Origin of the sequence: Nocardia sp. 852002-51101_SCH5132738, assembly GCF_001665695.1 — a bacterium.
Classification (GTDB): Bacteria; Actinomycetota; Actinomycetes; order Mycobacteriales; family Mycobacteriaceae; genus Nocardia; species Nocardia nova.
This window is the reverse complement of the sequence record NZ_LZML01000179.1, coordinates 1-20,054: the sequence shown is the minus strand read 5'-3', so window position 1 is coordinate 20,054 and position 20,054 is coordinate 1. Positions and strand designations below refer to the sequence as shown.

The following is a 20,054-nucleotide window of genomic DNA, read 5'->3' as shown; positions in this document are numbered from 1 at the left end:
ATAGTCTCATGAGTGAGGCGGAGGCTGCGCTGGAGCGGCCGGCAGCGGACGAGGAGCTCGTGCCCTTGGGGCCGGACTCGGTGGCATGGTCGGTGTTCGGCGAAATGACGTTCGTGCTGGGCGCCTCGCGCCGTCTGCTGATCGACGTCGCCCATCCGGTGGTCGCCACCGGGGTCCGGGAATTCTCGGTGTTCGAGTCCGATCCGTACGGTCGCGCCGAACGGACGCTGGACATGATCATGGGCGTCGTCTACGGGCAGGACGATGCCTTGGCCACCGCCCGGAAACTGCGCGATCTGCATCGGAACATCAAGGGGCGCAACCCCGATGGTTCGCGCTGGAGTTCGCTGAATCCGGAGGCCTTCCACTGGGTGCACGCCAGCCTGGTGCACGGCGTGTACACCCAGCAGAAAGTGCTGGGGCGCGGGTGGCGGCCCGGCGAGGTCGAACAGTTCTACCTGGAAATGCGCCGGGTCGGCAGGCTTTACGGCGTACGTGCGCAGGATATGCCTCCCGACTGGGCCGCGTTCTGCGCTTGGTTCGACCGGATGACGGCCACGACGCTGGAACGGTCCGACATCACCGACCGGGTGCTGGCCGTGGTCGGTAGCCCGAAACCGCCGCCGATGATCCCGGTGCTGCGCCACGCGATGGTCTGGAACTACACCGTGCGTCCGATCGCGGGCCGGGTGCTGACACTGATCACCGCCGGCCTGCTGACGCCCGAACTGCGCGATCTGCTCGGGGTGCGGTGGACGGGCGGCCGGCGAATCACGTTCGGCGCCTTGGCCGCACTCTCGCGCACCGTCCTACCGCGGCTGCCGCGGATCGTCCGGCAGGTCCCGCAGGCGCGACGCGCCGTGCGGCGCGCGCGACAGGCACACCGTGCGGTCGCGGCGTAGTCGGGCGGGCCGGCCCGCGGACTCGCGACATCGGTCCGCGCCTGCCGTCTCCGCTCCCGGCCGAGTGGAGGAGCGGCAGGTCCGCAGCGCCGACGGCGCTCGGATACATGTGGAGATCCACGGCCCCGCGGGCGCGCCCACGATCGTGCTCGCGCACGGCGTGCTGTGCGCGCTGGGCTTCTGGCGTAACCAGATCGCGGCGTTGTCCGGCGAGTATCGAGTGGTGGCCTTCGACCATCGCGGGCACGGTCGCAGCGAATCGCCGCGTCGTGGCCGCTACACCCTCGATCACCTCGCCGACGATCTACATGCGGTGCTGTCCGCCACCGTCCCGGCCGACCGTCCCGCTGTGCTCGCCGGACACTCCCTCGGTGGTATCGCCGTCATGGCTTGGGCGAACCGGTATCCGGACGAGGTCGCCGTCCGTACCCGCGCGGTCGCCCTGGTGAACACCACGCCCGGCGAGATCCTCGACAACGTGATATTCCTGCGTGGCCCGCAACGGCTACTCGGCGCCCGCCTCCGCGTGGCGCGCACGGTTGTGCCGCTGGCCGGGCTTCCGCTGCCGCGCCGGATGCCGGTGCGCCGGCGCATGCTGTCCTACATCGCGCTCGCGCCGGTCGCCGCGCAGCGCGTCGGACGCGAGCTGGATCGCATGATCGCCGCCACATCCGCGCGCGGCCGAGGTGGCTACGGAGCCATGCTGGTGAATCTCGTAACCGTGCTCGATCCGAGCTCGCTCACCGTCCCCACCCTGGTCATCGCCGGCAGTAGGGACAAGATCGCCCCGCCCGCCCGGTCGCGGGTGATCGCCTCGGCGCTGCCCCGGCTGATCGAACTCCGCGAATTCGACACCGGACATTGCGGGCCGCTCGAGTGTGCCGACGAGATCACCGCGGCATTGCGTGAACTCGCCGCCTACCCGGGCGAATCCGTTGCGCCGCGACGTGATGGACTCGACGAGTGGGTCGTCGGATAAATCACTGTCCGGCACCGGTGACGTGCGGGCCGGCCGCCGCCGGGTCGAGTCTGCGATCGAGCCTCGGGACAATGGAGCAGGTAATGCGGTGGGTGTGTAAGTGGTGACGGGGGCGGCGTCCGGAATGGGCCGGGCGGCGGCGGAGCAGTTGCGCGAGCGGGGCCATACGGTGGTCGGCGTCGATTGAAGGACGCACAAGTGCTCGCCGATTGTCGACAGCGGCCGGGCGCCGCGCCGCGATCGACGGTGTGCTCGCGGAGGTGGACGGGCGCCTCGACGGCGCGATCCTCGCGGCGGGGGTCGGGCCGGCGCCGGGGACGGACCGGCCGCGGCTGATCTTCGAGGTGAACTACTTCGGCGTTGTCGAACTGCTCGATGGTTGGCGCTCGGCGCTGGCGGGTGCGGATGAGGCGAAAGTTGTAGTGTTCGGAAGCAATTCGACGACCACCACCCCGTTGGTCCCGCGTCGGGCCATTCGTGCACTGCTGGCGGGAGACATCGAGAAGGCGCTGCGGGCCTTGCGGATCTTCGGTCGGAACGCGCCGTCGATCGCGTACGGCACGTCGTGCGCCGTGGTTCCCGTGGCGGCGCGCGTGTACTCGAACCCGATCCCATGGTGGCCGCGCGTCACGTCGGTTTGCTACTCCAGTTGCAGGGCACCACGATTCGGGATGTCTACGAGGCGCGGATGGTGACCGAACCGGTCTGTGCCCGGATGCTCGCCGAGCGGCGGACCGAACAAGATCTCGCCGATCTGCAGACGGTGCTCGACCGATTGCGTGCGATCGTCGAGGCCGGCTTCGAGGCGATTCCCGACGTATCCACCTGGTCCTCGGCGAGTTATCGCTTCCACGAGCTGATCATGCAGCGGTGCGGGAACAAGACGCTGGCCGTCCAGGGCGCGGTCCTCGCCGATATCGTCGACACCCATGTCCAGCAGTCACTGGCGAAGGAGCTGGGCAAGAAAGGGAATATGCCCGAACGCTTCGGGAAGACCTTGCGTTCCTTCGCCAAGACCATAAAGCTCATCGAGGCGGGTGACGGTGATGCCGTCGAAAGACATTGGCGCAAGCATATGGAAGTCGCCGCGACCTACTTCTTCTCCAGCGATGCGGAGAATACTCCGGTAATCGATCTCTTCGGCTGATATGCGGCCTCGGCCGGTGAATCTGCGGGCGGCGTAGCCGACGGATTCATCGGCCGTTTTTGTCCGATTCGTGTGCCGCAAAGAAGCGATTTGAGAGTGATAAATGCATTCTCTTCCCGCCTCATCGTAGCGGTGATACTGTTCTTGAACTATGAGTCTCACGCCGGTTCGTTCGCTGCTGATGGGCGCCCTCGTCGGCCAGTCCGTCGAGGTGGACGCGACCGACGCCGCCATCCTCGAAGCCACGATCGGGTGCCTGAGCCATCACGGTCTGGAACGCATGACCGTCGCCGATGTGGCCGCGTCGGCCGGAGTCGGACGTGCCACCGTCTTCCGTCGCTTCGCGACCAAAGAGGAACTCGTCCAGCGGGCCTTCGCCTGGGAACTCGGTCACATCGTCGAGGCGTTCCACGCGGCGATCGACGCGATCGAGGATCCGCTCGACCGGGCTGTCGAATGGATAGTGGAGGCGATTCGGGTCGTGCGCACTCATCCCGTGGCACGACGGCTCGTCGACGACAAGGCCGGACTGCCGTTGCTGAACGACCCGCAGATCGCGGACATGCTGATCACGTCGGTCGGTAACGAGCTCGACCTCACCGCCCGGCGCGCCGGGGTCGTCTTCGACACCGAGGTGGCCGCCGAGATGATCGTCCGTTTCTTCGGCAGCGTGTGGCTCACTCCCGCCCTGGGCACGGCCACCGCCACCGAGGACGGAGTGCGCCGGTTCGCGCGAACCATGCTGTCCTTTCTGACCGTTGCGCCGGTGCCGGAAGGCGGCTGATACCGAGCCGGAACGCCGCCGGCACCGCGCCCCCCACGAGAATCGCCTTCAACGTCGAGGAGCATCCGACCATGAACGACATCACGTCCCGCCACCGGCCTCGGCCTGCGCTGAGGGTCAATGCACAACTGTCTCGCTCGGGAAGAAGCGAGTCCCACTCGGCCTGAACGCGAGCCGTCCGTCACCAGCGATCGAACCGCCGGCACAGCCCGGCATTCGGCGCCGGTTCAGCATGCCCTCGATGCTTCGTACGAAGGAACCCACCCGATGACCCCGTCACCCGCGACGGACCCCGTTCCGGCCCACCCGCCGGGGCGCGACCAGGACCATCACTCGAGCGGGGCCGAACCGCGTGACCAGCCGCCCGGCCGCGCGGGCGCACGTTTCACCGCCCGGACGGCCGACGCCACCCGCACCCTCGGCAGACTTTTCCGGCTCGGATTCCGCGCCTCCGCGTTCACCGTCGCCGATATCTGCCGCGGCCGGTTTCCCTTGCGGGACACGGTGGTTCAGGGCTGGTTCTTCGTCTCGGTGTCCGCCCTTCCGGCGGTGCTGGTCGCGCTTCCGCTCGGCGTGGTCATCGCCGTGCAGGTCGGCAGTATGACCGACAATGTCGGGGCCAACTCGATGGCCGGCGCGGTCGGCGGCATGGGCGTGATGCAGCAGATTGCCCCGCTGGCCGCCGCGCTGCTGGTCGGCGGCGCCGGGGGCTCGGCGATCGCGGCAGATCTGGCTTCCCGCACCATCCGCGAGGAAATCGATGCCCTGCGGACGATGGGCGTCGACCCGCATCGGCGTCTGGTCGCCCCGCGAATCCTGGCCATGGTCGTGGTGGCGCCCATGCTGTCGGTGCTGATCATCCTGATGAGCATCGTCGCGAGCTTCGCGGTCGCCGCGCTGGGCCAGGGAGTGGCGCCCGGTTCTTACTGGCTGTCCTTCGGCAGCTTCGCCTCGGTCACCGACCTCCTGGTCTGTCTCGGCAAGGCGGCGGTGTTCGGCTATGTGGTGGCGGTGATCTCCAGCCACCGCGGGCTCGAGGCCGAGGGCGGCCCGAAAGGGGTCGCCGACAGTGTCAACGCCGCCGTGGTTCTCGGCATCCTCGCCTGCATGGTCGTGAACCTCGTCATCACCCAGATCGTCCTGATGTTCGTACCCATGAGGTTTCTGTGATGTCCCAGCTCCCCGCCGGCACCGTAGATACGCCGGCCCGATACCGCCCGTGGATACTGCGCTGGATACGATATTCCGAGCGCCTGTGGGATCCTCTCGAATCCTTCGGCCATCACCTGCACTTCGTGATGTCGGCAGTTGCCGGCATCGGTCACGCGTTGCGAATGAACCGCCGCCAGACCGTCGCGATATTCACCGATCTGACGTGGGGTAACGGTCGCGCGGTCATCATCGGCGGCGGAGTTGCCCCGGTTTTGGCCGTCATGGGCGTCGTGGCGGGCGGGATGGTCGGCATCGTCGGCTTCTCCGCCCTCGACATGCTCGGTATGGGGCCGCTCGCCGGCGCGATGTCGGCCCTCGCCAATCCTCGGGAGCTCGCCCCGCTGATCGCCGCCATCGGTTTCGCCGCGCAGGCCGGATGCCGGATCACCGCGGAGGTGGGCGCGATGCGGATCTCCGAGGAGATCGACGCCCTCGAAGCCCAGGCTATCCGGCCGATCCCGTACGTTGTCTCCACCCGGCTGATCGCCGCCGTGGGCGCGGTCGTTCCGTCGTATCTCATCGCGCTGGCCCTGGGCTTCGCGACCACCGGCGCGACCGTCACCCTCGTGGAGGGACAGGCCGCGGGCGCCTACGAGCACTACTTCCACATGTTCACCGAGCCGATCGACCTGATCTATTCACTGATCAAGGTCGTGGTGTTCGTCCTCGTCGTCACCCTCGTCCACGCCTACGAGGGGTTCCATGCCACCGGCGGACCGGAAGGAGTCGGAATCGCCTCCGGCCGGGCGATCCGCGCCAGCCTGGTGCTGATCGTGACCACCGACATGGTGCTGACGCTGTGCATGTGGGGCTTCGACGCGACCATCAGTTTCGCGGGGTGAGCAGACGATGAGCAGAGCAGCACAGTTCTCGGTGCATGGACCGGGCCGATGGGGTCTGCGACTCCGGGGCGTCGTCGTCATCGTGGTCGTCGCGCTGATTCTCGTCCTGGCGTGGCGGGTCACCCAGCCCGATCGCTCCGGGCAGATCCAATTCTCGGTCGAGGCAGCCGACCTCGGCGACGGAGTGTCCACTGATACCACGGTGCGCTTGCGGGGTATGTCGATCGGGTCGGTGGTCGGGGTGCAGGCGCGGGGGCCGCACCGGCAGCGGGTCACCGTCAGCGTCGACGCCGACCCCCTGCGGGAACTGTCCACCTCGATGAATACCCGCTTCGTTTCCTCGAACCTCTTCGGGTCGACAGCATTCGAACTGATCCCCATGCCCGGCGGCCGGCCCATCCGTCCGAACGCCGTGCTGCAACTCGGTGATGTCGGGGACTACACGGTCACCACCGTGATGCGGAATTCGGGCCGGCTGCTGTTGGATGTCGTGACCGATCAGCTGTCGACGTCGATAGACAATGCCGCCCAACTCACCGAGGAGATGGCGCCGATGCTCGCCTCGGCGCTGCTGGTCGTGCGAGCCTCGGCACGAGCCCGCGACATGTCCCTGAGCGAACTGCTTCCACACCTTGCCGACGTGTCCGAGGGTATGGCGGCGTTCACCCCCTCGGCACTGAGCATCCTGCACTCGCTCGCGGCGGTGGAGGAACTGGACGACGACTTCCGCGCTCGGCAGGCGAGCGCCACCATCACCGAGGTATCGAATCTGGTGATGGCACTGTCCGGCCAGGTGGTCGGCGCCCTCGGCTCGACCTCGGAGACGGTCGACATGCTGCTGGATCTGCTGATCCCGCTGAATCGGTCCCTGAAAAACGTAACGCCCGAACAGGTTTCGCGGCTGATCGGCGGCCTCGACGGGGCTCTGCATCGAGAGGGCGACAAGGTGGTGCTCGGAGTCGACGCACTCGTGCGAACCTTTCCGGCGTTCCGGGTTCCGCTCGACGCCACCGGCGGAGGTGCGCGATGAAGACACCACGCCAGGCCGCCGCCCGACTCGCCCTGCTCGCGGGTGTCGTCGTCGTGATCATCGTTCTCATCGTCCAGGCCATTCAACGACCGGTCGGCGGATCCACCACGGCGTATCGCGCCCAGTTCGGGGATGTCTTCGGACTGAAGCCGAATGCCGACGTGCGGCTGCGCGGCGTGCAGATCGGCAAGGTGACCGGTATCGAGGTGTCGGACCAGGGGCGCGCGATCGTCGAATTCACGGTGCGTGACGAATACCGGCTGCGCGCGCCCGACCGGGTCGCGATCAAATTCCAGAATCTGACCGGGCAGCGCTATATGGAACTGCAGCGCAGCGACGAGAAGGCGCCGCTGCTCGATCCGCACGAACTGTTCACCCACACGGTGGATTCGTTCGACATCACCACCTTGTTCAACGGGCTCGAACCGCTGCTGCGCGACGCCGATCCCGCCGTTTACAACCGGTTGGCCACCAACGTCGCGGCTCTGATCGACGGCACCGAGAACAGCGTCACTCCGGTCATGCGCGATATCGCCACACTGGCGAGGTACGCCGGCGATCGCAGCGCGCTGATGAGCACCATCCTCGACAATCTCGAATCCCTGTCGGATCGCTTGCAGGGCCGGTCCCAGAATCTGGAGAACATTCTGCAGGTCTTCCACTCCATCTTCGCCCCGATGGTGGCCCGGATGAGCGAACTTGCCGCTCTGGTCAAGAACGGCGCACTGGAAATGTCGGAGGTCTCGCAGCTCGTCGATTCCCTGTCGCAGCTGGGTCTCGGCGCGAGCGACCGCAACGACGAATTCACCCGGCGTGTTTCGGAAGTGATTCCCGACCCGGGTACCGCACTGCGGACGCTGTCGGTTCTGCCCGGAGTCTTCGCCGGGCTCAACGCCCTCATTCCCGGAACCGACCCGAGTCGGCAGTGCAGCAACGGCACGGTGTCATTGCCTGTCACCGCCGATGTCCTCGTAGAAGGCCGGCAGCTCGTCGTCTGTAAGGGAGGTGGCCGATGATTCTGCGTCGCCTGAGTCTGCCGCGCCGCCTTCCCGCATTCGACTTCGGAGCCGAAGACGTCGGCCCGCGCGGCCAAATGCGCTGGGCGCTCGGCGGACTCGCCGTGTTCGCTGTGATCGCCGGAATCGTGCTGGCGTTGTACCTGCGCCCGCCGGGGACCTCCAGCTACCACCTGGAACTGCCGGAGTCGGGTGGTCTCGTGGCCGGCGACGATGTCCGCATCGCAGGTGTACCTGTCGGAAGTGTCCGATCCATGACCCTCGCCGATCATCACGTCGATGTGACGTTCACCGTCCGATCGCGTTACCGGCTCGGGGATCTCACCTCCGTGTCGATCCGGATGCTGACGCCCATCGGGGGCTTCTATCTGGCCGTTCACCCCGAGGGAAGCAAACCGCTGACCGGCAGCATTCCGGCCGAACGGGCGACATTGCCGTTCCTGCTCGGCAACCTCTACGAAAAGTCCGACGCCGTGGTGACCCGTCTCGACCCCAATGCGCTACGCAACGCACTGGACAAAGCGGCCGCAGTCCTGACGGAGTCACCGGGAGCGGTCCGATCCACGGTCGAAGATCTGGAATCGGTGGCCACCGTTCTGTCGAAGCAGAAGACTCAGATCGAGAATCTGCTCGCACTTTCCGACGAGTACCTGCGTACGGCCGACGACAACAAGGATCTGGCCGTCGAGATCATTCGCGGATACGCGATGCTGGGGCCCCAGATCGTCGCGGCCCGTAACGATCTCCAGGTCTTCGCCGACGGTGTCGCGAACCTGAGCGGCCTGCTGTTCGACTTCCTCGGCGGCCCCTACGCCGAAAAGGTGGAACCACTGCTGCCGCCGCTCGAACAGGCGGGTGACCGCGGGGCGGAGTTGCTGAAGTCCGTCGATTCGATGGTGTCCTCCATGACCGCGACGCTGACCGGCCTCGCGAAGATCGCGGGTCCCGACGGGCAGGCGCTGATCGATCGGAGCGGGTTGACGACCCCGCGACTCGATGTCTGTCTTCCGGTCCCGGGAAAGCAGTGCTGATGGCACTACATCTCACCCGGAAACGAGCGCTCGCGACGGCCGCAGCGGCGGTGGTGCTGGTGACCGCCGCCGGCGTCACGACGGCACGAACGCTGAACGAAGCCGATACCCAGCATGTGTGTGCGCTTTTCAAGGATTCGTTCGGTCTGTATCCCGGTTCCCCGGTGACCATCAGGGGGATAGCGGTCGGGACCGTGCGAGCCATCGAGCCGGACGGCGCCCGGGTCCGGGTGGATATGACGACCGACCGGCGCACGCTCCCGGCGGGCACCGGAGCCGTGATCACCAATTCGTCGATCCTGACCGACCGGCGCGTGGAACTGGTCAACGCCGATCCCGGTCCCGGGCCCGCGCTGCCGTCGGACACCTGTATCGATACGGTGCGAACCCGCACCCCGGTGACGGTGTCCGACGCTCTCGCCTCGTTCTCCGGCCTGGTCCGCACGATGACCGAGCGCGGGCCCGACGGTACAGCGCCCCTGGAATCGGCATTGCGCAGTGCCGGCGGCGAATTCGCCGGGATGGGGCCCGTCGTGAATCGCGAACTGCGTTCGCTCGCCGATCTGTTGGCCGCACCGGACACTTTCATGGCCCGGCTCGGCGAACTGCTCGACAACTCCGCCGAACTGACCACCTTCGTCACCGCCAACTGGGACGACGTCAAGACCACGTTGCAGACCTTCGCGCCGGGCCTGCACGCGATCCAGGACATGCTCATCGTCGCGAAGATTCTCGTCGAGAAACTCTCTCACGCAGTGGATCCGCTGAATCGGCTGTTCCACGAACATTTCCCGTATCTGATGAACGTGCTGCGTTCCACCCTTCCGGTGGCGACGATGGTGCGTACCCGCACCGAACAGTCCGCCGATCTGCTCGCCAAGATTCCCGGCATCGTGCAGATGCTGCAGACCACCATCGCGGCACAGCCCGGCACGCTCGCGGTCGACATCCGTCCGCCGCGAACCGAGGTGGCCACCCCGGACCCCGCGCAGCTGTGCGCCGCCCTCGCACAGCTCGGCCCGAACGCGTGCACCGTGCGGTCCGGCCGATCGGTATCGATACCGCTGCCCGAACTGGTGCTGTCGACGATCGGAGCAACGCCGTGACCACCACTCTCACTCGCCTGCGTCGTGCGATCGGTATCGGCGTGACGACCCTGATCGTGTTGTGCGGGTGCGGTTTCGACCCCAGCGATCACGCCCTGCCCGGGGCCGGTGTGCACGGCCCGACCTATCGGCTGAATCTCGAGTTCACCTCGCTGTTGAGCCTGCCGGCGGGTGCGGACGTGCGCAGCGGCGGGATCTCGGTCGGCACCTTGAAGTCGATCAGCCTGGAACCGCACAGCGCGGTCGCGCACATCGATGTGCGGGATTCGGTCGTCGTTCCCGCCGGCACCCGCGCCGAACTGCGGCAGACGACCATGCTGGGCGATATCTACATCGCGTTGCTGCCGCCCGACAGCGACGGCGCCGCGCCGTTGCGCGACGGGGATACGATTCCGCTGGCGCAGACCGATCCCGGTCCGCAGGTCGAGCAGATGCTCGAGCGGATCGCGACTTTCGTCAACGGCGGCAGCGTGATCCGGCTGCAGGATTCGATCGCCCGGCTCAACGACGTGCTTCCCGACGATCCCGCGCAGACCCGCGCGCTGGCCTCCGCGGCGGCGAAGGACGTCAGCGATGCCGCCGGGAACCTCGATCAGATAGACCGGATCGTGAAGGCGACCGACGATCTGTCACAGCGCCTGCACGACGCACGCGATCAGATCGGTTTCATCTTCTCCGATACCGCGCGTCGGCGCCTGGACCGGGTGCCGTACTTCATGGAGGCCGTGCTCAACACCGTCATCGACGCCAACACCCTGGTCACCGGTCTGCAGTGGCTGATACCACGGCTACCGCACATCAACGAGAACCTCGCGAAGATCGTGCCGCTGATTCGTGAACCCTCGCCCAGCGCAACGCAATTGGCGGGTAACGCCGCGGCGATGGTGGGGCTGGTCAGGGACAAGCTGATCCCGTTCCTGCTCGGCCCGGGCGTCGACCTCCGTCAGGTCAGCATCGTCGGCTCGCCCGGAGATTCGACGAAGGACGCCCTGGTACTCCTGCGCATGATCGGAGCGATGCCGTGACCCGCATACCCGCATGGCTGTCGGCGCTGGCGCTGGTCGGCGTCATGATTCTGGGCTCGTGGTATCTCGTCGCCGGCGTGCTGCGCATCGATCCGACGCACCGCCGCCATCACGCCACGGTCGAGCTCCACGACGCGGCGGGGCTGCGGGCCGGCTCCGAGGTGGTCTACCGGGGCGTGAACATCGGACGGGTGGACGAGGTGCGCAATGTGCCGGGCACGGTCCGTATGCGGATCTCCTACGACGCGAAATACCGAATCCCCGTGCACAGTACGATGCGGGTCGAGAGTCTGTCGGCGCTGGGGGAGCCGGTTTTCGCGTTCCTCCCGGAGTCGAACGCGGGCCCGTGGCTCGCAGACGGCGCACATCTGACCGAGACGGTGACATTGCCGACCTCGGTCCCCGATCTGCTCGCGACCGTCTCGGGTCTGCTTGATCAGACCGACACCGAATCCGTCCGCCGGCTCGTCGACGCGTTCTCCCAGTCGGTGACGGTTTTGGAAGCCACCATGCCGGCGGCGCGCCGCGGCGCCGAGTTGCTGCTGACAACCCTGTCCGCGCACGAGGGCTCGCTCGAGGTGGTCTTGCGTGATCTGGTGCGGATGATGCGCGATGTGGATTGGGCCCGGCCCGCGATGACCGCCGCACCGCCGATGCTCGACGAGTTCGGCGAGAACCTCGGTATCTCCTACAAGTATCTGTTCCAAGGATCGTCGGTGCTGCGGGGCAACGAGATTCTGGGCTCGTGGCGTCATCAGGAGGGCGAGCTGGCCGAATTCCTGGCGCAGCTGGCCCCCGAGATCGGCGCCATCGGAGTGGCCTTACGGCCGGCCACCAGGGCGACCGGGCCGTTGCTCGGCTCGATCGATATCGGCACGTTGCTCGAACAGGCGATCGCGACGCTGCCGGGCGACAGTGTCCGATTCACCGTCACCGTCCCCCGATGAGGAGAGAACACGACCCATGACGAATACCGATACCGCACAGGATGTTTCGGAAGCCGACAAGGCCGCGGACGCGAGCGTCACGCCTGCCGGGACCAATCACGCCGACCGGCCGGCCGAGAAACCTGAAGACTCGGCATCGTCGGCCCCGGCGCCTGGTCCGGCCGAGAAGAGCGCGCCAGGTTCGGCCCCGCAGCGGTGGTGGTGGTCGGTGCGCGCGGTCGCAGCCGTCGCTGTCGCCGCGCTCGTCGTCGCGGTGACATTCGTGGCGCTGTGGGCCACCGACGATTCGGCGGACCGGTTGGCTGCCCTGCAGAGCCGTCTGGACACCGAGGCGGCCGCCGAACACACGGCCTCGACATACGCCCTGAACGTATCGAAGGTCGATTTCCACGATCTGGCCGGATGGCGTGCCGCGCTGACCCACGGCGTCTCCGGACAGCTCGCGCCGAAACTCGATGCCGCCGTGGACGTCGTGGGGCCGTGGCTGACGGAAATGGAATACACCGCGACCGCGCGACTGCTGGCCGCCAAGGTCGCCCAGAGTGACGGGAACAGATTCGTCGTGCAGGTGTTCGTCGACATGACGTCCAAGAGCAAACAGGCTCCGGACGGGGTCGCGGCCACGGCGACCTACACGGTGACGATGGACCGGGCGTCGAGCTGGACGATCACCGATGTCGGCGGCGTGGGAGCCGGACTGCCGGGCGGGGCGAGCAAGCCTGCACCCGCACCCGCACCCGAGCCCCATGGTGGCCGTTGATCCGGTAGTGCCGGTCGTGCGGTCGACGGGGTCCGTGCGGCGACCCGAACGGCCCAGAATCATGGAGGTACGCGATGTCGGGAACCGCGCGGCAGGTGCCGAGGAAGATTCCCCGGCAGGAACGATCGCGACGGATGGTCGAGCGGATACTCGATTCGTGTGCCCGCCTGCTGATCGCGGGCGGCTACGACGGTGTGTCGACCCACCGGATCGCCGCGGACGCCGGTATCAGCTCCGGCAGTCTCTACCAATATTTTCCCAACAAGGACGCCATCGTTGCGATGACGGTGGAGCGGATGATCGGCGAGATCGCCGGTGGCTTGCTGAGTGCGCTGACCGCGGGTGGTGCGGGGGCGCCGGAACAACAAGTGCGTGCCGCGGTGGCCGCCGCCCTCGACCTCACCGAGCAGAATCGAGAACTCGTCCGTGTCCTGGTGGAACAGATGCCACGCCTGGGCGGCTCGACCGAGTTGAAGATCGTCGAGCAACGGGCCGGTGACCTCATCGCCGGATATCTCGCCGCGGTCACCCGCGCCGGAGACCCCGGCCACGCTTTCGCTATGGCGTGGATGGCCTTCCACGCCTTCCAGCAGATCATCATTCGCTACGTCCTCGACCGCCCGGCCATTCCTCGTGCACAGTTCGTCGATGAACTCACGCGGTTGCTGATTACTTTCACCGGGAGGCGAAGATAATGCGGCGCCCTTCGCCGACGGCGCGCCGTCGTAACGGACTTCACCCTTGTGAGCTGGTATTTCACGGTCGTATCGCGGTCCGAAAATGCGACTGGTATGCGATTTATCACTCGCGTTACGCTTTTTCGATGGTTACCGAATCTGTTTCCGAAAGTGTCGGGACGCCAACCGTTTACGATCGGCTCGTCGATTACATGTTCCAGCCGACACGCGATCGCTTCTTCAAGAATGTGCAATTCTCGGAACCCGCCGGGGACCATGGTTGGTTCGGGCCGGGCAGTGCGGTCTGGTATCTGCACGAGCATTTGCCGACGGTCCAGATCGGTCTCGCCGCGGCGGCCATGATCGAGACGCTGCACCCGGATATGGCGTGGATGGGCTACGAGCACACCCGCGCCCTGGAGCGGATCGATGGTGTGCCGACCGGGCGGTTCGATGCCGATGCGCTGGCCTCGCGCGGCGGCCACACCCTGTCGTTCTTCCTCGGTGTCGCGTTCGGTCCGAGTTCGGTGGCGGAACGGGTTTCGCGTGTCGTGCGCGGGATGCACGACCGTGTCGAGGGCGTGCGGCCCGACGGTCACCCGTACCGCGCCAGCGATCCGGATCTGCTGTGCTGGAACTATTGCACAATGGCGTGGGCCCTGGCCGCCGCCCACGAGCGCTACCACCCGCGGCCGATGCACGGCGAGCGGCTCGAGGAGTTCTTCCGCGAATACGCGCGCATGGGCGTCGAGCTTGGCGCGGCCAACGTGCCGACGACGAAAGCGGGAGTGCACAAGGTGCTGGAGGACTCGCTGCCGGTTCTCGGTGTCACCATGCCGACGGTGGAACATCTGAATCCCCTGGCGCCGTGGCGATACCCCGTCCATCTGCGCCCGCTCTACGGGCTGCTCTTCTGGGTCGTGCAGGATCTGCACCCGATGTGGGCGCAGCGGCTGATGAACACGCCGCAGTACTCGTGGCCGAGGAAGGCGGTGATGCGGGGGGCGGTGCGCTTGCTGGTGCGGGCGATGCGCGACGGCAAGATCCGAGAGGTCCATCAGTCCTATGCCCGCGTGGCGGCCGGAGCCGATTCACGGCCGGCGTCGGCGCCCGCGGCGAAGGTCGCGGCCGGCAGATGACCTGCGCCGCAACGCCCGCCGGGCCGGGCGTGCCACCGATCACAGGCAGGGATTCGGGCCGATCGCGTCGATCAGGCGCCATCGCAGCGCGGTGGTGGCGTCGATCTGCTCGCCGGTCAGCATCATCCACGCCGCACGCCACCGTCCGATGCGTCGTGGGACGCTGACGGTTCCGCCGGCGCCCGGGAGCAAACCCATTTCGATCTCGGGCAAGCGGAAGACGGTCCCCGCATCGGCGCTCACGTGTGTTGCGAAGGCCGCCATCTCGATACCTGCCCCGACGCAGGCTCCCTGGACATGAACGGATATCCGGTCTCGATGCCGGTCCAGCACGCGCCAGGGTGCGCGCTCCAGGCGGACCAGGTAAGCCGCGACGAAATCCGTGGCGGCGCCGAATTCGTCGAGGTCTCCGCCGCTGCAGAAGACGGGTCCGGCCCCACGGATGTCGACCCGTTCGACGGTGGGGTCGACATCGGCTATGCGCAACGCCTCGAGCAGTTCCTCGCGCAGCCGGGAGCTGAGGGCGTTGCGCCGTCAGGGGTGGTCCAGCACGATCGAGAGGGCGTGGTCCGATCGGTGGATACGCACGAGCGGCCGGTCCGGCCATCGGACGGATCGAGGACGCCCCCGCTTCGTCAGCCAGCGCGCGAACTCCTTGCCGCTCAGCAACATCGAGTAGACCGCCGCCTCGGCGGCGAGGCCGGCCCCGGTATCCGGGTGCGACGTCCCGCGGAGCAGGCGGGCCAGTGCGACACTCGCACACGGGCTGTATCGCACGGCTTGTTCGACGCGCCGCAAGGCGGTGTCGACGTCAGCCCCTTCGACCACCGCGATGTGATCGGTGGGCACGTCGCAGAGTGTGAATGTGGTGGCGCGCAGCAGTGGTTCGAGCTTCGGCGACGGCGGCCGGTGCAGCACGCCGACCGCGATGCGCGACGAATCGGCGATCGCCGCGGCCGCGCGTTCGATCCGCTCGGAGCGAGGTGCGATACCGGTGCGTGAACCGCAGGCGCGCCGCCCGTGCGGACCTGCGGCGGAACCCGGGGACGACACCGCCCGCGTCCTGCGCTCACTGCGAATTCCGGGATGAGCGTGATCGTCGTCCGCAACTCGGAAATCGGCGGTGTCGGCGGTCTCGATCTCCGCGTGCACGGCACACGGATCACGCGGATCGGGATCGACCTGCCGGCCTCGGATGCCGTGGAGGTGATCGACGCCGGCGGCGGGGCGGTGATACCGGGACTGCACGATCACCACCTCCACCTGCACGCCACCGCCGCCGACGCCGCATCGGTGCGGTGCGGCCCGCCCGCCGTCCGCGACCGCCGGGCGTTGGCCGCCGCACTCGCGACCGCCACCGGTGACGAACACGGGTGGGTGCGCGGCGTCGGCTACTTCGACAGTGTCGCAGGGGATGTGGACGCGACCGCCCTCGATGCGTTACACGGCGACCGTCCGGTTCGTATCCAGCACCGCAGCGGGGCGCTGTGGATTCTCAACTCCATGGGGCTGCGAGCGGCCGGAATCACCGGCGCGACACCACATCCGGGCGTCGAACGCGACGCCACCGGAGAACCGACCGGCCGGATCTGGCGCGCCGACAGCTGGCTTCGCGACCGGCTTCCGCAGGCTCGCCCGCCCCGCCTGCACGCCCTGGGCGCGACCATGGCTCGCTGGGGTATCACCGGCGTCACCGACGCCACCCCGGACCTGGCGCCCCGCGCCCAGGAAGCGCTCCTGGACGCGGTCGCCACCGGTGAGCTTCCGCAACGCTTGTATCTGCTCGGTGCGCCACTGAATGCCACGGCGCCGCAATCGGATTCGCGGGTCGGACTCGGGCCGTACAAGATCGTGATCGCCGATTCCGGGCTTCCCTCGCTCGAAACCCTGGTCGGCGGCATTCGCGAGGCGCACGGTCACGGCCGGGCCGTCGCCGTGCACTGCGTGAGTCGTGAGTCGCTGCTGCTGCCGGTGGCGGCATTGGACGAGGCGGGCAGCCGTCCGGGAGACCGGATCGAACACGGGGCGCTCGTGCCCGTCGAGAGCATTGCCGACGTCCGCCGTCACGGCTTGCGGGTGGTCACGCAGCCGGGGTTTCTGCGCGCGCGCGGCGACGACTATGTCCGTCACGTGGACCCGGTCGATCTGCCGGACCTTTATCGGTGCCGGTCCCTCCTCGACGCGTCGGTGCCGTTGGCGCTGTCGAGCGACGCGCCCTACGGTCCGATCGACCCGTGGGCGATTGTCGAGGCCGCGGTGAACCGCACGACCGCGACCGGCACGGTGGTGAACAGCGACGAGCGGGTGGCGGCCGCCGCCGCCCTGCGCGGCTATCTCGGTTCCCCCGCCTGTCCCGGAGGCGCACCGCGTCGCGTCCGCGTCGGCGCGCCGGCGGATCTCGTCGTCCTGCGGGTGCCGCTCGACCGCGCACTGTGCGCGCCGTCGGCCGACCATGTCCGCGCGACCGTCGTGCACGGGCAGCTGTGGTGAATCACGCTCGCCGAGGGGAGATTTCGCGCATATCCGGGCGCAGCGCCCGGCCGAAGGGCGGGATCGGGTTCACCGCAGGGAGCGAGCGAAGCGGCCGGGAGTGGTGCCGGTCCACCGGATGAAGGCGTGGGTGAAGGCGGAAGCGTCGGCGTATCCGAGTCGGCGGGCGACCTCGTCGACGGTGGTGCCGAGGGTGAGGAGTTCTTCGGCGAGGAGGTGGCGGGTCTCGGCGACCAGGCCACGGTAGGAGGTGCCTTCGGCGTCGAGGCGCCGGCGTAGGGTGCGCACACTCATGCGGAGGTCGGCGGCGATTTCTTCCTGGGCGGCGGTGACGCCGCGGGTCAGCAGGCCGGCGCGGACGCGGGCCGCGGTGCCCTCGCGCCGGCGCCGGCGCTGCATGATGTCGGCGGCCTGCTGCTCGGCGAGCGCGGCGGCGTGTGGATTCGCCTGGGGCATGGGCAGTTCCAGGATCTTCCGGGTGACGGTGAGCCGGGTCGCCGGTGCGTCGAACTGGGGGGCGACTCCGAGCAGTTCGGTGAACAGAGGGGCGTACGCCGGGATAGGGCAGGCGAGTTCGACCGTGGTCGGTGGCACCGCCGCACCGAGCAGTTCGCGATCGAGGGTGATGAGTTCGGCCAGGTCGCGCTCGAGCAGGAACTGCCGCAGCTCGGGCGGCGCCGCGGAGTAGTCCAGTGTCACAGTGGCGCCGTCGGCGGTTTCCTGGACGCGCCAGCGGGCGAACGAATACGCGATGTCCATATGCTCGATACCGATCCGCAGCGCTTCGCGCACGGTTCGGCTCGTCATCACCGCGAAGGCCCAGATGCCGTGTGTGGCAAGGTGATACCGCTGTCCGGCGGACAGGCCCAACCCAGGAATGTGGCTCAGGCGGGTGACCAGATTCTGGACCACTCGAAGTTCCTGTGCGGCGCGAACCTCGCCGTTCGCGTCGTCGAGCACGGACAGGGTGATGCCGGAGCCGTCGAGGCATTGCTCGATCGTCAGGCCGTGGGTGAGGCCGAGCTGAACCAGGATCGCGGCACTGGTGCTCGACCGTGGCATGTTCATGTGGACCGCCATGGGATCATCCTGGGGCAGATTGGCCGAAAAGTACAAGTCTTGACCGCTTACGTCATGGATTGGGCGCCGTCCACTTCCTAGCCTCTGAGACAAAGACAGAGGAGGAGTGCATATGACCATGCGTCTGGGAGGCCAGCGGGTAGCGGTCACCGGTGGTGCGCGAGGCATCGGGCGGGCCACCGCGGCCGCACTGGCCGAGGCGGGAGCGCGGGTGGTGATCGGCGATATCGACGCCGGCACGCTGGCCGCGACGGCCGCGGAACTCACTGCCGCGACCGGCGCCACGGTGATCGGCGTCCCGCTCGACGTGCGCGATCCGGAATCGTTCGAGAATTTCCTGAATCGTGCCGAGACGGAGCTCGGCGGTCTCGACGGCCTGGTCAACAACGCGGGCATCATGCCGACCGGCCCGTTCCTCGACGAGCCGATGGAAATGGCCGACCGGCAGCTCGATATCAATCTGCGCGGGGTGATCATCGGGTCGAAGCTGGCCGGGAAGCGTTTCGCCGACCGCCGCAGCGGCCATATCGTGAACGTGGCCTCCGTCCTCGGGTTGGTCGGAACGCCGGATGTCGCAACGTATTCGGCGAGCAAATTCGGTGTCGTCGGTCTCGGTTCGGCGTTGCATCAGGAGTTGGCGGCATTCGATGTGCGGGTGAGCACCGTCTGCCCGGCATTCGTCAACACCGAGCTGATCGCCGGGCTGTCTCCGAACCGGATCACCCGGGTGATCGGTTTCGTCGAGCCGGAGGATGTGGCCCGCGCGGTGGTCGACGCCTTGGCTCGCCGGCGCGGCGGGTTGCGCGTGGTGCCGCGCATCGGCGGGATCGCCATCGCGGTGCTCACCGCGATGCCTGAAGGGCTGCGCAATCGGTTCGGCCGCCTACTGGGCAGCCACGACACCGTGTCCGGCGCCGATATGTCGCAGCGAGCGCGCTATCTCGAACGTGCGGGCCGGAGCTGAGAACACGCGCCGTTTCCGCGAAACGTCTTGTCCCGAGGAGGAATTCACTTCATGGCACGGAATCTGGAGGGCCTGGTGACCGGGCTCGGTGACGCGGCCGAGACGCTGCGCGCCGTGGCCCGGCTGCATCAGTGCGGCGTGGTCGATCTGACGCGTCCGGACCGGGTGGTGCGTATGGCCCGGGAGAACCGGATCTACGGTCCGCCGGCGGCGCTGATCATGGCGGGGGCCCGCTACCATCCGCACCGGCCCGCGATCGCCGACGAGCGCGGTGTGCTGACCTACGGTGAACTCGACGCGCAGTCCAACGCGCTGGCCAATGCGTTACTGGCGCAGGGGCTTACGGCCGGTTCGGTGGTCGGGGTCCTGGCGCGCGACCATCGCGGCCTGGTGCTCGCGATCAGCGCGGCCGGGCGTGCCGGTCTGCGGCTGGCCATGATGAACACCGGATTCGCCAAGCCGCAGTTCGCCGAGGTCGCCGCGCGGGAGAACGTGCGAGCCATGTTGCACGACAGCGAGTTCGGCGACCTGCTCGACGCGCTGCCGCCGACGCTGCCGCGGATTCTCACCTGGGTTGACGAGGGGCACGCGGTACCGGCGGGGGCGCGTACCGTGGACGAGCTGATCGACGCCGGCGACCGCCGGATGCCACCGGCGCCGGCGCGGCCGGGTGGTTTCATCATCCTCACCAGCGGCACCACGGGCCTGCCCAAGGGAGCACCGCGCACCAAGGTGTCGCCGCTGGCGAGTGCGATGATCGCGGACCGTATTCCGTTCCCGCGCAAAGGCAGCGTGGTGATCGTGTCGCCGATCTTCCATTCGACCGGGTTCGGGACGTGGACCGTTGCCACCGCGCTGGGCAACAAGACGGTGCTGTTGCGCCGGTTCGATGCCGAGGCCACGTTGCGCGCGGTGAGCGAGCA

General features: G+C 67.8%; 21 protein-coding genes and 1 pseudogene. 19 read left to right on the top strand and 3 right to left on the bottom strand.

What is annotated here, in order from left to right; all coding sequences use genetic code 11:
- The first annotated feature begins 8 nt into the window (after window positions 1–8).
- From A5789_RS26585 to A5789_RS26510, 16 genes are all read left to right on the top strand, one after another.
- Window positions 9–902: an oxygenase MpaB family protein gene (locus A5789_RS26585; RefSeq protein ID WP_064902861.1), complete on the top strand. Its 894-nt coding sequence runs from the start codon at window positions 9–11 to the stop codon at window positions 900–902.
- A 64-nt stretch (window positions 903–966) separates the two neighbouring features.
- The gene (locus A5789_RS26580) at window positions 967–1,881 is read left to right on the top strand and encodes an alpha/beta fold hydrolase (RefSeq protein ID WP_193615555.1); all 915 of its coding nucleotides are present in this window, start codon (window positions 967–969) and stop codon (window positions 1,879–1,881) included.
- 209 nt (window positions 1,882–2,090) lie between these two features.
- On the top strand, window positions 2,091–2,576 hold the full coding sequence (locus A5789_RS37475) for a hypothetical protein (RefSeq protein ID WP_064902859.1): 486 nt from the start codon (window positions 2,091–2,093) through the stop codon (window positions 2,574–2,576).
- On the top strand, window positions 2,570–3,028 hold the full coding sequence (locus A5789_RS26570) for a FadR/GntR family transcriptional regulator (protein ID WP_064902858.1): 459 nt from the start codon (window positions 2,570–2,572) through the stop codon (window positions 3,026–3,028). Before A5789_RS37475 ends, A5789_RS26570 begins: the two co-directional genes overlap by 7 nt.
- A gap of 151 nt (window positions 3,029–3,179) precedes the next feature.
- Window positions 3,180–3,812, top strand: a complete 633-nt coding sequence (locus tag A5789_RS26565) for a TetR/AcrR family transcriptional regulator (RefSeq protein ID WP_064902857.1) — start codon at window positions 3,180–3,182, stop codon at window positions 3,810–3,812.
- A 267-nt stretch (window positions 3,813–4,079) separates the two neighbouring features.
- The gene (locus tag A5789_RS26560; protein WP_082940983.1) at window positions 4,080–4,982 is read left to right on the top strand and encodes an ABC transporter permease; all 903 of its coding nucleotides are present in this window, start codon (window positions 4,080–4,082) and stop codon (window positions 4,980–4,982) included.
- Window positions 4,982–5,866, top strand: coding sequence for an ABC transporter permease (locus tag A5789_RS26555; protein ID WP_064902856.1), 885 nt, complete (start codon window positions 4,982–4,984; stop codon window positions 5,864–5,866). The genes A5789_RS26560 and A5789_RS26555 overlap by 1 nt, the downstream gene beginning before the upstream one ends.
- A gap of 7 nt (window positions 5,867–5,873) precedes the next feature.
- Window positions 5,874–6,896 (top strand): MlaD family protein, encoded by a 1,023-nt coding sequence (locus A5789_RS26550; protein ID WP_064902855.1) that lies wholly within the window; start codon window positions 5,874–5,876, stop codon window positions 6,894–6,896.
- On the top strand, window positions 6,893–7,912 hold the full coding sequence (locus A5789_RS26545; protein WP_064902854.1) for an MlaD family protein: 1,020 nt from the start codon (window positions 6,893–6,895) through the stop codon (window positions 7,910–7,912). Before A5789_RS26550 ends, A5789_RS26545 begins: the two co-directional genes overlap by 4 nt.
- Window positions 7,909–8,943 carry an MlaD family protein gene (locus A5789_RS26540; protein WP_064902853.1) on the top strand — a complete coding sequence of 345 codons (1,035 nt, stop codon included), beginning with the start codon at window positions 7,909–7,911 and terminating at the stop codon, window positions 8,941–8,943. The genes A5789_RS26545 and A5789_RS26540 overlap by 4 nt, the downstream gene beginning before the upstream one ends.
- Window positions 8,943–10,049, top strand: a complete 1,107-nt coding sequence (locus A5789_RS26535; RefSeq protein ID WP_146101003.1) for an MlaD family protein — start codon at window positions 8,943–8,945, stop codon at window positions 10,047–10,049. The genes A5789_RS26540 and A5789_RS26535 overlap by 1 nt, the downstream gene beginning before the upstream one ends.
- Window positions 10,046–11,074 carry an MlaD family protein gene (locus tag A5789_RS26530; protein WP_064902851.1) on the top strand — a complete coding sequence of 343 codons (1,029 nt, stop codon included), beginning with the start codon at window positions 10,046–10,048 and terminating at the stop codon, window positions 11,072–11,074. Before A5789_RS26535 ends, A5789_RS26530 begins: the two co-directional genes overlap by 4 nt.
- Window positions 11,071–12,021, top strand: a complete 951-nt coding sequence (locus tag A5789_RS26525; protein WP_064902850.1) for an MlaD family protein — start codon at window positions 11,071–11,073, stop codon at window positions 12,019–12,021. The genes A5789_RS26530 and A5789_RS26525 overlap by 4 nt, the downstream gene beginning before the upstream one ends.
- Window positions 12,022–12,037: 16 nt before the next feature.
- Window positions 12,038–12,781, top strand: a complete 744-nt coding sequence (locus A5789_RS26520; RefSeq protein ID WP_064902849.1) for a hypothetical protein — start codon at window positions 12,038–12,040, stop codon at window positions 12,779–12,781.
- 74 nt (window positions 12,782–12,855) lie between these two features.
- Window positions 12,856–13,476, top strand: coding sequence for a TetR/AcrR family transcriptional regulator (locus A5789_RS26515; protein WP_064902848.1), 621 nt, complete (start codon window positions 12,856–12,858; stop codon window positions 13,474–13,476).
- A gap of 128 nt (window positions 13,477–13,604) precedes the next feature.
- Window positions 13,605–14,597: an oxygenase MpaB family protein gene (locus A5789_RS26510; protein WP_082940982.1), complete on the top strand. Its 993-nt coding sequence runs from the start codon at window positions 13,605–13,607 to the stop codon at window positions 14,595–14,597.
- A gap of 39 nt (window positions 14,598–14,636) precedes the next feature.
- On the opposite strand, the pseudogene A5789_RS26505 reads toward A5789_RS26510, so the two are convergent.
- A pseudogene (locus A5789_RS26505) lies at window positions 14,637–15,116 on the bottom strand (enoyl-CoA hydratase/isomerase family protein); the annotation flags it as partial.
- 15 nt (window positions 15,117–15,131) lie between these two features.
- The gene (locus A5789_RS26500) at window positions 15,132–15,650 is read right to left on the bottom strand and encodes a hypothetical protein (protein ID WP_064902845.1); all 519 of its coding nucleotides are present in this window, start codon (window positions 15,648–15,650) and stop codon (window positions 15,132–15,134) included.
- Window positions 15,651–15,683: 33 nt separating this feature from the next.
- Between A5789_RS26500 and A5789_RS26495 the strand changes: the two genes are divergently transcribed.
- Complete coding sequence (locus A5789_RS26495) at window positions 15,684–17,087, top strand: amidohydrolase family protein (RefSeq protein WP_064902844.1); 1,404 nt, start codon at window positions 15,684–15,686, stop codon at window positions 17,085–17,087.
- Window positions 17,088–17,156: 69 nt separating this feature from the next.
- Here the strand turns inward: A5789_RS26495 and A5789_RS36950 are convergent, their stop codons facing one another.
- Window positions 17,157–18,167: an AraC family transcriptional regulator gene (locus A5789_RS36950; protein ID WP_193615556.1), complete on the bottom strand. Its 1,011-nt coding sequence runs from the start codon at window positions 18,165–18,167 to the stop codon at window positions 17,157–17,159.
- 112 nt (window positions 18,168–18,279) lie between these two features.
- On the opposite strand from A5789_RS36950, the gene A5789_RS26485 reads away from it, so the two are divergent.
- Together A5789_RS26485 and A5789_RS26480 are read left to right on the top strand one after the other, a co-directional pair.
- The gene (locus A5789_RS26485) at window positions 18,280–19,131 is read left to right on the top strand and encodes an SDR family NAD(P)-dependent oxidoreductase (RefSeq protein ID WP_082940979.1); all 852 of its coding nucleotides are present in this window, start codon (window positions 18,280–18,282) and stop codon (window positions 19,129–19,131) included.
- A 51-nt stretch (window positions 19,132–19,182) separates the two neighbouring features.
- Window positions 19,183–20,054 (top strand): AMP-binding protein (locus tag A5789_RS26480; RefSeq protein ID WP_156773034.1); only part of this gene is annotated, 872 nt, incomplete at its 3' end.